Source organism: Pseudomonas sp. (assembly GCF_050739655.1).
GTDB lineage: Bacteria > Pseudomonadota > Gammaproteobacteria > Pseudomonadales > Pseudomonadaceae > Aquipseudomonas.
In genome coordinates, this window is the sequence record NZ_JBOIBY010000022.1 from 1 (window position 1) to 14,210 (window position 14,210).

General features: G+C 59.1%; 13 protein-coding genes. 6 read left to right on the plus strand and 7 right to left on the minus strand.

Annotated elements, in window-relative coordinates; genetic code table 11:
* From minD to ACRESJ_RS01050, 3 genes are all read left to right on the plus strand, one after another.
* The coding region (minD, locus tag ACRESJ_RS01040) for a septum site-determining protein MinD (protein WP_431756217.1) at positions 1 to 621 on the plus strand (621 nt) is incomplete at its 5' end.
* 3 nt (positions 622 to 624) lie between these two features.
* Entirely contained in the window at positions 625 to 879 is a 255-nt protein-coding gene (gene minE / locus ACRESJ_RS01045; RefSeq protein ID WP_007974947.1) for a cell division topological specificity factor MinE, read from the plus strand.
* An 86-nt stretch (positions 880 to 965) separates the two neighbouring features.
* Complete coding sequence (locus tag ACRESJ_RS01050) at positions 966 to 1,601, plus strand: RluA family pseudouridine synthase (protein ID WP_431756218.1); 636 nt, start codon at positions 966 to 968, stop codon at positions 1,599 to 1,601.
* 71 nt (positions 1,602 to 1,672) lie between these two features.
* On the opposite strand, the gene ACRESJ_RS01055 is transcribed toward ACRESJ_RS01050, so the two are convergent.
* The 3 genes from ACRESJ_RS01055 to ACRESJ_RS01065 form a co-directional block, all read right to left on the minus strand.
* Positions 1,673 to 2,572: a bestrophin family protein gene (locus ACRESJ_RS01055; protein ID WP_431756219.1), complete on the minus strand. Its 900-nt coding sequence runs from the start codon at positions 2,570 to 2,572 to the stop codon at positions 1,673 to 1,675.
* A gap of 5 nt (positions 2,573 to 2,577) precedes the next feature.
* Complete coding sequence (moaA, locus tag ACRESJ_RS01060) at positions 2,578 to 3,576, minus strand: GTP 3',8-cyclase MoaA (RefSeq protein WP_431756220.1); 999 nt, start codon at positions 3,574 to 3,576, stop codon at positions 2,578 to 2,580.
* Positions 3,577 to 3,693: 117 nt separating this feature from the next.
* A complete protein-coding gene (locus ACRESJ_RS01065; RefSeq protein WP_431756221.1) occupies positions 3,694 to 4,545 on the minus strand; it encodes a CAP domain-containing protein in 852 nt (283 codons plus the stop codon).
* Between the two features lie 142 nt (positions 4,546 to 4,687).
* On the opposite strand from ACRESJ_RS01065, the gene ACRESJ_RS01070 reads away from it, so the two are divergent.
* Positions 4,688 to 5,308, plus strand: coding sequence for a cell wall hydrolase (locus ACRESJ_RS01070; RefSeq protein ID WP_431756222.1), 621 nt, complete (start codon positions 4,688 to 4,690; stop codon positions 5,306 to 5,308).
* Between the two features lie 6 nt (positions 5,309 to 5,314).
* Here the strand turns inward: ACRESJ_RS01070 and ACRESJ_RS01075 are convergent, their stop codons facing one another.
* Positions 5,315 to 5,464 (minus strand): hypothetical protein, encoded by a 150-nt coding sequence (locus ACRESJ_RS01075; protein ID WP_431756223.1) that lies wholly within the window; start codon positions 5,462 to 5,464, stop codon positions 5,315 to 5,317.
* Between the two features lie 23 nt (positions 5,465 to 5,487).
* On the minus strand, positions 5,488 to 8,997 hold the full coding sequence (locus ACRESJ_RS01080) for a hypothetical protein (RefSeq protein WP_431756224.1): 3,510 nt from the start codon (positions 8,995 to 8,997) through the stop codon (positions 5,488 to 5,490).
* A 113-nt stretch (positions 8,998 to 9,110) separates the two neighbouring features.
* On the opposite strand from ACRESJ_RS01080, the gene ACRESJ_RS01085 reads away from it, so the two are divergent.
* Both ACRESJ_RS01085 and ACRESJ_RS01090 read left to right on the plus strand, forming a co-directional pair.
* The gene (locus ACRESJ_RS01085) at positions 9,111 to 10,043 is read left to right on the plus strand and encodes a GlxA family transcriptional regulator (protein ID WP_431756225.1); all 933 of its coding nucleotides are present in this window, start codon (positions 9,111 to 9,113) and stop codon (positions 10,041 to 10,043) included.
* Positions 10,044 to 10,147: 104 nt separating this feature from the next.
* Complete coding sequence (locus tag ACRESJ_RS01090; protein WP_431756226.1) at positions 10,148 to 11,122, plus strand: Nit6803 family nitrilase; 975 nt, start codon at positions 10,148 to 10,150, stop codon at positions 11,120 to 11,122.
* A gap of 69 nt (positions 11,123 to 11,191) precedes the next feature.
* Here the strand turns inward: ACRESJ_RS01090 and ACRESJ_RS01095 are convergent, their stop codons facing one another.
* Complete coding sequence (locus ACRESJ_RS01095; protein WP_431756227.1) at positions 11,192 to 11,707, minus strand: HvfX family Cu-binding RiPP maturation protein; 516 nt, start codon at positions 11,705 to 11,707, stop codon at positions 11,192 to 11,194.
* A 224-nt stretch (positions 11,708 to 11,931) separates the two neighbouring features.
* On the minus strand, positions 11,932 to 14,210 hold a 2,279-nt coding region (ptsP, locus tag ACRESJ_RS01100), incomplete at its 5' end, for a phosphoenolpyruvate--protein phosphotransferase (protein WP_431756228.1).

Genomic DNA, 14,210 nt, shown 5'->3' on the forward strand with positions numbered 1-14,210 from the left:
AACGGCGAAGCCAACCTGCAACAGGCCCTGATCAAAGACAAGCGCCTGGAAAACCTCTACGTGCTGGCCGCCAGCCAGACCCGCGACAAAGACGCGCTGACCGTCGAAGGCGTGGAAAAAGTCCTGATGCAACTCAAGGAAGACTTCGAGTTCGTAGTTTGCGACTCACCGGCAGGCATCGAAAAAGGCGCCCACCTGGCCATGTACTTCGCTGATGAAGCGATCGTCGTGACCAACCCGGAAGTCTCATCCGTTCGTGACTCGGACCGCATGCTCGGCCTGCTGGCCAGCAAGTCCCGTCGTGCCGAACGCGGTGAAGACCCGATCAAGGAACACTTGCTGATTACCCGTTACCACCCGGAGCGTGTGAGCAAAGGTGAAATGCTTGGCGTGGAAGACGTCAAGGAAATCCTCTCGGTCGCCCTGCTCGGCGTAATCCCTGAATCCCAGGCGGTGCTCAAGGCATCCAACCAGGGCGTTCCGGTGATTCTCGACGACCAGAGCGATGCCGGCCAGGCCTACAGCGATACCGTTGACCGCCTGCTGGGCAAAACCGTGGAGCATCGATTCCTCGATGTACAGAAGAAGGGATTCTTCGAGCGCCTGTTTGGAGGCAACTAAGCAATGAACCTTTTTGACTTCTTTCGTGCCAACAAAAAGCAAAGCACCGCGTCGGTAGCGAAAGAGCGTCTACAGATCATCGTGGCGCACGAACGCGGCCAACGCAGTACCCCGGACTACCTGCCAGCCTTGCAGAAGGAACTGGTCGAGGTGATTCGCAAGTACGTCAATATCGGGTCCGATGACGTGCACGTCGCACTGGAAAGCCAGGGCAGCTGCTCGATTCTGGAACTCAATATCACCCTGCCAGATCGCTGAGTCGATCCGGCTGGAGCCACGGCAGCTCCTACATTGGGCACTGGGGGTTCTGAGCCGCCGTTGGCGTTTGTTACGAGGCTGTTTTAATGCCGTTGTCCAACGTCCACATCATCCATCAGGACGCCGCCGTACTGGTGGTGAACAAACCGACCTTGCTGCTCTCCGTCCCCGGCCGGGCCGATGACAACAAGGACTGCCTGATAACCCGTCTGCAAGAAAACGGTTACCCGGAAGCGCGAATCGTCCATCGCCTGGATTGGGAAACCTCCGGCATCATCCTGCTGGCCCGCGATCCCGATACGCACCGTGAACTGTCCCGGCAATTTCACGACCGCGAAACCGAAAAGGCCTATACCGCCCTGTGCTGGGGTCAACCGGAGCTCGACAGCGGCAGCATCGACTTGCCGTTGCGCTACGACCCGCCGACCAAGCCTCGCCATGTGGTTGACCATGAATTGGGCAAGAACGCCCTGACTTTCTGGCGTGTGCTGGAGCGTTGCGGCGACTGGTGCCGCGTTGAGCTAACCCCGATCACTGGCCGTTCGCACCAGTTGCGCGTGCACATGCTGTCCATCGGTCACCCGCTGCTGGGTGACGGGTTGTACGCCCATGAACAAGCGTTGGCGGCATGGCCGCGCCTGTGCCTGCACGCCAGCATGCTCAGCTTCACTCATCCCCAGACCGGCGAGCGCCTGCGATTCGAGTGCCCGGCCCCCTTCTAAGGTGCAAGCAAAAACCTGTGGGAGCGAGGCTTGCCCGCGAAGAGGCCGGCACATCCACCGCAGTTTTTTGATCAGCTCAACACAAAATCCACCGGCTCCAGCAACGGCGGCAACTCCGTCACACCCAGTGCAGCCAGGACATCACGTTCAATGCTGCGCACGATGGCGTCGGTGGGAAGGGCGTGTTCGTCGCGCCCGAAGGGGTCTTCCAGTTCATCGGCAATCGCATCCAGGCCGAAAAAGGTGTAGCTGACAATCGCAGTGAAAATCGGCGTCAGCCAGCCCAGGGGTTCGGCCATGGCGAATGGCAACAGGATGCAGAACAGGTAGATGGTGCGGTGCAGCAACAAGGTGTAGGGAAACGGCAGCGGGGTGTTTTTGATGCGTTCGCAGATCGCCTGGGAGCGGGTCAGAGCGGTGAGGTGATTGGCCATCAGCGTGTAGCGCCATTCGCTGATGGTGCCGGACTCATTGAGTGCCGAGCACTGCTGGCCTACCTGCAGCAAAATCTGCCCGCTGATGTCCAGTGTGTTAGCTGAGGGCATCGGTTTCAGCCAATCGCTACTGGCCGCCAGTTCATTTTCCTTGCGCAGCCGCGCGTTTAGCGCATGGGCAAAACCGCACAGGTTACTGAGGATTGTCTGCCGTTCAGCCGCGTCCTTGATGATCACGGTTTCGCGAATCATCGAGCGGATCTCGACGATCACATCGCCCCACGCTTTTCGCGCTTCATACCAGCGGTCATAACAGGCGTTGTTGCGAAAACTCATGAAGATCGATAACGACAAACCCAACAGCGTGAACGGTGTTGCACTGAACTTGGAAAAGTAACTCGGGTGCGAGGTTTCAATCAGGACGATGACCGAGGCGAGCACCGTTACCATCAGGGCGCGCAGGGCGATGCGCTTGGCGATCGAACCCTTGAGCGACGTGAGGATGCCGATCAGATTGGGCTTGGGTCGAACGATCATGGGTTTCAGCCGCCGGTCATGTTCATGAAACGAATCACCTGGACGTCGTCGTTCACTTCAAAATTGTGTCGATAAGGCTTGAGCTGCATGGCCTCGATGATGGCTGTTTCCAGACGTTCAGGCTGACCTGGATGACTGCGCAACACGGCCTTCAGATCCACTGAGTGCTCATTGCCCAAGCACAGCAACAGCCTACCTTCTACAGTCAAACGCACCCGATTGCAGGTGCCGCAAAAGTTGTGGCTGTGGGGCGAAATGAACCCCAGGCGAATTTGCGGAGCTTCGGCCAGGCGCCAGTAACGCGACGGGCCTTGGGTCGACTCGGCGCTATCGATCAAAGTGTAGCGTTCGGCGATTCGATCGCGGACCTGGGCGCTGGAGAAAAACGATTCGGCGCGGCTGTGTTCATCGATGGTGCCCAAGGGCATTTCTTCAATGAAGGAAATATCCAGGTTGCGGTCGATGGCGAAGCTCACCAGATCATTGATCTCATGATCGTTGCGGCCCTTCATCACCACGCAATTGAGCTTGGTGTTGCGAAATCCCGCCTGGTTAGCGGCATCGATACCCTTGATCACCTGCGCCAGATCCCCGGTGCGGGTCAGTTCGCGAAAGCGTTGCGGGTCCAGGCAATCAAGGCTGATGTTGAGGCGCTTGACCCCGGCCTCGAACAGCGGCTGCGCAAGCTTGGCCAACTGCGAGCCGTTGGTGGTCATGCACAGTTCACGCAGGCCGGGCAGGGCCGCGATTTTTTCGCACAGTTGCACCACCCCCGGACGAATCAACGGCTCGCCACCGGTCAGGCGAATCTTGCGGGTGCCCAGCGCGATAAAGCTTTCGGCCAGCTGATAAATCTCTTCCAGCGTCAGCACCCGCTGGCGCGGCAGAAACTGCATGTCCTCGGCCATGCAATACACGCATCGAAAATCGCAGCGGTCAGTGAGCGACATCCGCAGATAGTCCACGCGCCGGGAGAACCCATCGATCAAGACCCGTTCTGACATGACATCCTCGCCTGTTTGATGAGTGCAGGCTAAGGGCAGCGTTGATAAGCGTCCAATCACTATTAGTGACTGGGTGATCGATGGGGTCTATGAAGCGTTTATTTCCGCCTGCGCGCCTTACTGCGCCCCAAACATCACCGTCCAATAAATCCCCGCATCGCTCTTCGGATCAGTCGCATACGCCGCGCCTATTTCGGTGTACTGCGGGTTCATCAGGTTGGCGCAGTGGCCCGAACTTTTCAGCCAGCCGTCGACAACATTGCGCACGCTGTCTTGTCCGGCGGCGATGTTTTCGCCGATCTGTTGGTAGTTGTAGCCGGCCAGTTCTGCGCGGTCTCCGGGGGTGCGGCCATCGCGGTCCTGGTGATCGAAGAAGTTGTTGTTGGCCATGTCGCGGGCGTGGGTTTCGGCGGCTGCGCCCAGGATGGCGTTCCAGGCCAGCGGCGTGGTTGCGTTGAACGACTGGCTGCCGCATTGGCGGGGTTTGCTTCGGGCTGCGTTGAGTTCGGCGAGCAACTTCTGGCCTTCGGCCTGCCAGTCGCCCAAGCGTGCGCTCAACAGTGGCCTTGCCACGACGATGCGCCATTGGTTGTCCTGGCGGCTGACGCCGACATCGACGAATTGCGGGTCGAGCACGATCTGGCAAAAACTCTCCTGTATCGCTTTCATCGCCGCTGCCGCATCCCGCGGCCCGGACAGGGTGATGGCCTGCACGTTCTTCATCGGGTAACCCGCCGTGGCCATGGCCTGCTGCAGATTGCTGACGTTGGCGCCCGACAGCGCCAATCGTGGATCGGCCGACAGCGGCGGCAGTTCGGAGGAGACATTGCCGGCGCAACGCTGCAACTGGCTGCGATAGACGTTGATCGATTCGATCAATTGCGACTCTTCAGTCGCCATGGCGTTGGCGGTGAGCAACAGGCCCAATGACAACCCGGCAAGGCGCTTGGCCGATGATAGAAAACCCATGGAAATCCCCCTTGAACTGACTGCATCCATCATGCGCGAAGTTGCCCCCTGAAAAGCAATGCATTTTTCCAGATTGTGCGAAGGGGTGTGCAATCATTTTACTACTACACTGAACCCACACTGCCCACCGAGTTATCCGACCATGCGTCGCAACTGGATAGCAACCTGCCTTGCCCTGACTCTGCTCGCCGGCCCGGCGTTGGCCACCGATCAAGAACAAAAACAAAAAGTCGCCGAAGACAAGGCAGAGGTCCTGGAACAGAAGGCAGCGCAAAGCAGCAGCCCCGCGCCCGTGCCGAAGTCTGAGGCCATTACCCAGCCCGAAGTGCAGGCGGTGGATCCGGCAGGCAAGGCACCGCTGGACGATGCGATCACCTGCATGGCCCGATCGATCTACTGGGAGGCCAAAGGCAAGGACGCGGCCGACATGGAGGCGGTGGCCAACGTGGTGATGAACCGTCTTGGCCATGAGGGCTTTCCCGATACGGTGTGCGGTGTGGTCAAGCAGGGTTCGGAAACCAAGAGTTGCCAGTTCTCCTGGTGGTGTGACGGTCGCTCCGACTCGGTCCAGGAAGAGACCCCTTACGCGATGGCCAAGGAGATCGCGCGCAAGGCGCTGAACAAACAGCTACCGGATCGCACCGAAGGCGCACTGTATTTTCACGATCGTACGGTGAAACCGGATTGGGCCAAGAAGTACACCAACACGGCGAACATCGGCCTGTTCAAGTTCTATAAACCCCAGGGCGGGGATGCGAAGTAGTCGCTGTTAACTTGGCAGGCACCAGTTATACATCTCTAAATGCAATTGCGAGCTCAGATCCTGGCTCGGGTCGATGTGGATTTTTTCCAGTGCGTCCTCAGCCTGGGCCAGCGAGGCAGATATCAAAGAAAACCAGATCAGCAGTGAATAGTTCATTTGATGCTCCATGCCAACCGTTATCAAAACTTCGCAAAATTCAACGCATCGACAATTGCCGAACCGCCGATACCGGTGAGTGACAACAGCAATGCCCGCACCAGCGGCTCTTCGGAGTAGCGCGAGAAGGAACCGGTGTTAAGCGTCGCAATGCGTTCGCGGATCATCTTGAATTTGTCGTATCCCTCGGCTGTGGCGGGTTTGGCCAACAGGTAGGCATCGATTCGCTGCAAGGCCGATCCCCGGGCTTTCTCTGCTGCGCGGCGCAGTGACAGCGCCGAGGTGAGTAACAGCAGGGCGGTCAGCGCGAACGAGATGACCATGCCGGGCGGCGTTGGCCAGTTATCGAATACGCTGCTGCGCGAAGCAATCAGGATCAGCATGACGACGGTGGGTGCATATACGAGACGATTGACGGCCGAAGTACGCTTGGCAATCAGCAGCATGTCTACCCAGTCATCGATGCAAGGATGTTTGCCAATGCCGAAAATTTTCTCGTGCTCGGCTTGCAGCCTTACCGGCCAGATCGCGTAGCGGCTGCTCAGGTGCCGGATGAACCGCGTCAGCAACAGGTTGGCGTCCACCACCCAGAACACCAGTACCTGGAATGCAAGGGTCGGAAGCAGCCAACTGATCAGCCAGATCGGCGATTCGCCGCGAACGGGTATGCCTGAAATTGGCCAGATGACATAAAGCACGCTGGTGGCGACCAGGAAGATCCAGGTGGCGAGCACGGCACGCAGCATTCTTGCGCCAAATGAGCCGCATACACAGTGCTCGCCCCAGAAGCGCGCAACGGACATGACCGGGCGTCCGTCGGTGCTGGTTTCCATCAGCAAGGATTTTGACTTCGACCACTCGCCACTGGTGGTGGTCAGTGGAAAAAGAATGAGAAACAGACACTGCCCCAGCTCTTTGCACCACTGGCGCCACGATTTGTCTTTCTTGCCCCGGGCAAAGCTGGGGATTTGTGCCAACAGACTCATCCGATATTTCTGTATGTGGGGACGCAGGTGGTACGCCGTTTCGATCTCGATTCGGTTGAGGCGCAGGTTGCGCTGACCCCAAGCCAACGCCGTGATACAGATGAGGACCGCCAGCAGGCGCAACGCGGCGGTTGGCCAGGCGCTGATGCCTTCGAACAGGAACATCGGTTCACCGAGCCCGTTGTCGGTCAAGGTGCTACGCATTTGATAGGCCAGCATCAGGGCGAGGACGAACACCACCAGCGGCACCAACAGGTACCACGCCGTGGAGTCGAACATCCCGGGTCCGGCCACGACGGGGGCATGATTGGCCAGTGGCTGTAGGGAACGGCGCGTCAGTTTGGAGGTGATGATGCCCAGCACGATCAAAGCGAAACTGCCCCAGAGGAATTCGGCATGCCAATAGCGCATACCGATCAACGCGCAGGCCGCCGCGGCCATATACAACGCCATGGGTACGCCCCTGACCCACGCCAATGGCGGGTCGTTGACCGATTGCGAACCTTCGACCCACCACCAGACCAGGAAAGCAGCCAGCAGTAAAAGCACGAAGGTCAGCGGCCCGGCCCAGAAGAACGACTGGGATTGCTTGAAAGATTCACGAATGGCGTCGGTTGGCTCGGGGTAGGGCGGTGGCGACGGGTCCTGCAGGCATCGCAGCGCCATCAGGTCGTGAGGGCGGATGCCTCGATTCGATTCCGATTGCGTAGGTGCCGCGCAACTCTGTGGGCGAGATTGCGTCAGTTTGCTCGCCAGCGGAATGAATCCGCTGATCCCGACTTCATAGATCCCCGGCGACAGCAGCTCGGATTTGGAATAGTCGAACTTTGCTCGCTTGGCATCGAAAGATTGAGGCGCCAACGCGGCCAAAACCGAGATAAACACTGCACTTTGCAGGCTGTCGCGAAACGGCGGGATGTCCTGTTGCAGGGCGCGTGTCAGGGCCAGCCCGTAGGGCGCGGCGAGGATCAGGTTGCGCGTCGTTTCTGCCTGGCCCCGTTGCAACATTCGCGCGTCAAGATCAGTGGAAAAATACAACTTGTACGGCATGCGGGCCTTGAGGGCCTGCAACACCAGCAGCTTGTCGTAGCTATCGACGCCCAATACCCCGATGGCGCCAATCCCGCTGACACCGTCCCGTCGATAGGCTTCGTCCTCGTTTGCAATGTGGTCGGCCAGGCGCCGCAGATAATCGAGTTGCGAGTTGCCGTCGGATTTCTCCAAAGGGCTGAGGTCCAGTTGTGCAGGGGCCTTGCTGTTCTTGCCGGTATCGGAACTGGAGGGCTTATCGCTGCTGGCGGACTCGTCCGGAAGGCGGCCGTCCAGGCCCCGCAGGTAGCTGAAGCGCAGAACCCACTGGTCGACCACGGCTGCTGTGTTTTTTTCGTCATTTCCCAGGCGAGCGTCCTGGGCCACCTGCGCCTTGAAGCTTTCGATCAGGGCACGGCTGTAGAAGCTGTCCCATTCGGAGATCAACGCAATGCGGTCTGCCTTCGCCCAGCGACGGCCGTTGCAGGGCGTCTCGGCCCCGCGCAGGTTGCCTTCGTCGCAGCGAATGCTCGCGGCGGGATCTACCTTGCGCAGCTTCAATTCGTCGAGCAACAGGTGAGTCATGGTGCCGTCGTCGCTGACGGTGCGCAGCAGTTTCATGGGTTGTTTGTAGATGGGTTCCTCTTGATCCTGATTCGGGTTCCTTTCCGGGACCTTTAAGTTCTTCGTCAGTGTTTCATTATCGGCGGTAGCCAGTGGAGAGTAGATTTCGACGTTAGCGGTAGCCTTTCCAAGCGCGGCTTCCTGATACATGTCGCGCAGCACGGTTGAAGTCGCCGGTCCAATGACTTTCAGGGTCGTCTTGTCAGGTTGGTCCAGGCATGTATGTGATGTGCAGGCGGTTCCAATCCGATGTTTGAGAACTTCGCGAAATTGCTCCAGTTGCTGGAGTGGCCTGTCGCCGAGCGAGTCCTGCTTGAGCCAGAACAGGATTGTTCTATCTGGCGGTGGTTGTAAGTCTTTCAGTGCTGGCGGTGGATTGAGTGGGTTGGACACAAATATTTCATAAGGTATGTCCACGAACTGCCTGGTCTGCGAGCTTTCAACCGACAGGTCGGCAGGGAGTTGCAGGCAGTGTATGAACTGCTCCTGGTCCGGAACCCGCTGGGAGTTTTTGAAACCGGCCAGCAGGGCATAACGAATGCGCCGACGCCGTTCGACTTCATCGGCGTAGGGACCGCCTTCAACCAGTGCCACCATGATATCGGGCGCTTTCTCTTCACCCTCTACCGCGACGAGATCTTTGCTGCACACTTCATCGGAGTTTTTGTTATTAGACTCTTTGAGCCGCTTGCGATACCTCTCCAGCGCATCAAACGGGTCTTGCCATAACCGTGCCTCGATTGGCAGTTGAGCCTGGAACTGTGCACCAATGGGTCGTGGCTCAAGGAATGGCTCGCGGGTCAATGCGAATGTTGATATCACCAGGCTCAGAATGAGGGCGCCCCCCGGCACCCAGAAAGCCAGGTTGGCGCCTGAATCCTTGTTGTTGTCCATGGCCTCACCCTCGGGTGGCCGGTTGTTACAAGTTATGTATAGACCCGTTTAACCAAATGTTTTGAACTTGGCTTGCCTATTGTTCCAGCGCTGCTTACACGAGACGCCCCCTTATGCACGACATAGGACTCATTGTTCATCAAGGTTTCCAGGTATTGGGCCTGGCCATGTGCGCCACGTTCGAATTGGCCAACAATGCCGCTGACGAGCCGGTGTACAACATTGAACTGCTGTCCGAGTCCGGTGGGCTGGTGCACACATCCGCGGGGTTTGCGGTGCAGACGACGGCGTTCGACCAGCGTCCGTTCGATACGCTATTGGTGATGGGCGATAACCTGATCCGGCCGGTTTCTTCGGGCATGGTGGAGTTTTTGCGCCGGGCCAGTCACGGCACCCGGCGTTTGGGTTCGATTTGCACGGGCGCCATCGCCCTGGCCGAGGCCGGTTTGCTGGATGGGCGCAAGGCAACCACGCACTGGTGTCATGCACAGTCGCTGCAGCGCACTTACCCAAAAGTGAAGGTCGAAGAGGACCGGATTTTCATCAACGACGGACACATCTGGACAGCGGCGGGCATGAGTGCCTGCGTCGATCTCGCATTGGCCCTGGTGGAAATGGATCTGGGGGCCGAGGTCGCACGGCGCGTAGCCCGGCAATTGGTGGTGTATCACCGCCGGGCCGGCGGACAGTCGCAGTTTTCGGTGATGCTGGAGCTTGAGCCCAAGACCGACCGCATCCAGGCGGCGCTGACCTACGCCAAGCAAAATCTCAAGTCCGTGCTATCGGTAGAGGAGTTGGCCAATGCCGCCAATCTCAGTCCACGGCAGTTCAGTCGAGTGTTTCACGCCGAAACCGGTCAATCGCCGGCTAAAGCCATCGAGAGCCTGCGGGTGGAGTCCGCCAGGTTGATGATGGAAACCGGTCGGCACTCTATCGATGTGGTGGCGACTGACACTGGCTTTGGCGACCGTGAGCGTATGCGTCGAGCGTTCATCCGCGCGTTCGGGCAGCCGCCCCAGGTGATTCAGCGGGCCAATCGCAGTTGATTTGATGCGTGTCCTAAAAGGTGGTGTATACGACATTTGAGTCTGAATATTATTATCGTAATCTTTATCTCGTTGAAGCCTAATCCCTCATCGAGATCACCGCCATGACCCTCGTAAAAGCCGCCGCCGTACAAATCAGCCCCGTTCTTTACAGCCGTGAAGGTACCGTCAATAAAGTCGTCGAGAAGATCCTCGAACTCGGTGAGCAGGGTGTGCAGTTCGCCGTATTCCCCGAAACCATCGTGCCTTACTACCCGTATTTCTCCTTCGTTCAGGCACCGTTTCAAATGGGTGCAGAGCATCTCAAGTTGCTGGATCAGGCCGTGACCGTGCCTTCGGACGCCACCGATGCCATTGGTGCAGCGGCCAAGCAAGCCGGGATGGTTGTGTCCATCGGCGTTAACGAGCGCGACGGCGGCTCGCTGTACAACGCACAGTTGCTGTTCGATGCCGATGGCACTCTGATCCAGCATCGGCGCAAAATTTCGCCGACCTATCACGAGCGCATGGTCTGGGGCATGGGTGATGGCTCCGGTCTGCGTGCCACCGACAGTGCGGTCGGGCGCATTGGCCAACTGGCATGCTGGGAACATTACAACCCGCTGGCCCGTTACGCCCTGATGGCCGATGGCGAACAGATCCACGCAGCGATGTATCCCGGCTCGTTCGCCGGCCCGCTGTTCGCCTCGCAAATGGAAGTCAGCATTCGCCAGCATGCGCTGGAAGCCGCGTGTTTTGTGGTCAACGCCACGGGATGGCTCAATCCGGAACAACAGGCGCAAGTGATGGCTGACACCGGTTGCCCGATCGGTCCGATTTCCGGTGGTTGCTACACCGCAATCATCAGCCCGGATGGTGTGGTCCTGGGCGCATTGACCGAAGGCGAAGGCGAGGTGATCGCCGACCTCGACCTGGGGTTGATCGACAAGCGCAAACGCATGATGGATTCGAGCGGTCACTACAGCCGGCCGGAACTGTTGAGTCTGCTGATCGACCGCACACCGCACGCCCATGTACATGAGCGCAATGCTCATCCGAAACTGATCGAGAAAGAAGCGCTGGAACCCGTGACTGAATAAGCGGCGGGTAAAAAAGAAGGGGACTTCATGGAAGTCCCCTTTTTTCGTGTCCGATCTGCAACCTTGGGTTCAGCGCTGATGACGGCGCCAGAAGTATCGGGCAAGTACTGCATCAAGGCTGAATTTGCCAGGCCCCGACAACAGCAAAGGTACGAGGGCGGCAAGGTAAATCAGCGGCAGTTTGAAGTTGCCGTACCCTTTGTTGGTGATGGAATAGCCTTGGGCGAGATCGCTCAAGGTCGACCAGTCGGCGGGCCAGTGAACGGCGGCAGTCGCGACAACGGTGACCACCATCAGGCTGATCGCCGAAAAACGCGTGGCCAGACCGACCAGCAAGGCGAGGGCGCAGATCAGTTCCACCCACATCGACAGTTCCCAGTTGAGCGTGGCCGGCAAGTGGTTGAACGGAAACAGGAAGCGGTCCTGGATATCGGCGAACCAGTTTTCGCCATTGAGTTTTTCCAGGCCTGACTCGAAAAACTCCCAAGCGAGGAAGATCCGCAGGGTCAAGGGTGCGATCCAGTTGCCGGCGCGGTCAAGATTGAGGTGCAAGCCTTTGACGGCCGATGAAATCGAAGTGCTCATGGACATTGGACTCCTGCAAGTCAGGGATGGCGGGCGATGAGGTGCCCGTTTAGCGACAGAAGAAATTTCATCAGGCGGGTGTATCTGCGGTGTGTCGTCAGTGGTGGGGATTGAAGGATTGTTGTGTCAGGGACGGGGCTGTACACACTTTGATACGTAGCAATATCAACCGTACCACTGGACACTGTGGGAGCGGGCTTGCCCGCGAAGAGGCCGGTACAGTCTCAGACGGTCTTGACCGAAGCCGGATTGATCATCCGCGCCAACCCAAGGTTCTTCAGCGCCAATTGCAGCGAGCTGTGGATCACTTGCGGGTTATCGATGGTCATCAGCCCGGCCAGCATTTCCTTGGCCTTGCTCAGGTTGATCTGACGCAGCATCCACTTCACCTTCGGCAAGTTGGTGGCGTTCATCGACAGGCTGTCGAAACCCATCGCCATCAACAGCACCGCCGCCGCAGGATCACCCGCCATTTCGCCGCAGATACTCACCGGTTTGCCTTCGGCATGGGCATCGCGCACAACGGTTTGCAGGGCTTGCAGCACGGCCGGGTGCAGGTAGTCATAAAGATCGGCCACCCGCGGGTTGTTGCGGTCCACGGCCAGCAGGTACTGGGTCAGGTCGTTGGAGCCGACCGAGAGGAAGTCCACCTGCCGCGCCAGCTCTTTGGTCTGGTACACCGCCGCCGGAATCTCAATCATCACGCCCACAGGCGGCATCGGTACGTCACAGCCTTCGTCGCGCACCTCGCCCCAGGCCCGGTGAATCAAGTGCAGGGCTTCTTCCAGCTCATGGGTGCCGGAGATCATCGGCAACAGAATGCGCAGGTTGTTCAGGCCTTCGCTGGCCTTGAGCATGGCGCGGGTCTGTACCAGGAAGATTTCCGGGTGGTCGAGGGTGACGCGGATGCCGCGCCAGCCGAGGAACGGGTTGTCTTCCTTGATCGGGAAGTACGACAGCGCCTTGTCACCGCCGATGTCCAGCGTACGCATGGTCACCGGTTGCGGATGGAACGCGGCCAGTTGCTCGCGGTAGATCGCCAGTTGTTCCTTTTCGCTCGGGAAACGCTGGTTGATCATGAATGGCACTTCGGTGCGGTACAGACCAACGCCTTCGGCGCCACGCTTCTGCGCCCGCGCCACATCCGCGAGCAGGCCGGTGTTGACCCACAGCGGCATGCGGTGGCCATCGACCGTGACACACGGCAGATCACGCAGCGCATCAAGGCCCAGGGCCAGTTGTTTCTCTTCTTCCACCACTTCGGCGAACTGCTTGCGCAGCACGTCGCTGGGGTTGGTGTAGACCTCGCCACGGTGACCGTCGACGATCATGCCGATGCCGTCGACCTTGGAATACGGCAGGTCGACCAGGCCCATCACCGTCGGAATGCCCATGGCCCGGGCAAGAATCGCGACGTGGGAGTTACCCGAGCCCAGTACCGACACCAGACCCACCAGCTTGTCTTCCGGAACCTCGCCGAGCATCGCCGGCGTCAGCTCTTCACTGACCAAAATGGTGTTGTCGGGATAGACCAGGGTTTGCTGACGCTCTTCCTGCAGATAGGCCAGCAGACGCCGGCCCAGGTCCTTGACGTCCGAAGCGCGCTCACGCAGATACGCATCGTCCATCAATTCAAAACGGTTGACGTGATCGGTGACCACCTGGCGCAACGCACCCTGGGCCCACTGGCCGGTCTTGATCACGGTGGTGACTTCACTGCCCAGCGCGGCATCGTCGAGCATCATCAGGTAGACGTCGAACAGCGCCCGCTCTTCCGGGCGCAGCTGCGTGGCGAGCTTGGCCGACAACGTGCGCATGTCGGCGCGCACGCCTTCGATGGCAGTCTTGAACAGCCCGAGCTCGGCGTCGATGTCGGTGATGGTCTTGTCGGGCACCACGTCCAGGTCGGCTGGTGGCAGCATGACCACGGCGGTACCGACTGCCGCACCCGGCGAACCCGGTACGCCGATGAACTTGGCTTCCTGGATGCCCTTGCCCTGGCGACCCAGGCCACGAATGGAACCGGTGGCCTCGGCGTGGGCGATAACGCCGGCGAGTTGCGCGCTCATGGTCACGAGGAAGGCTTCTTCACCTTCGTCGAACTGGCGGCGTTCCTTTTGCTGGATGACCAACACGCCGACGACGCGGCGGTGGTGAATGATCGGCGCCCCGAGGAACGAGGCAAAACGCTCCTCACCGGTTTCGGCGAAGTAGCGATAGCGCGGGTGATCCGCGGCGTTTTCGAGGTTCAGGGGTTCTTCACGCGTGCCGACCAGGCCGACCAGACCTTCATTGGGCGCCATGCTGACCTTGCCAATCGAGCGCTTGTTCAAGCCCTCGGTGGCCATCAGCACGAAACGGTTGGTCTCGGGGTCGAGCAGGTAGACCGAGCAGACCTGGCTGCCCATGGCCTCTTTGACGCGCAACACAATAATCCCCAACGCCGCCTTGAGATCCTTGGCGGAGTTAACTTCCTGGACGATCTTGCGCAGCGTATTGAGCA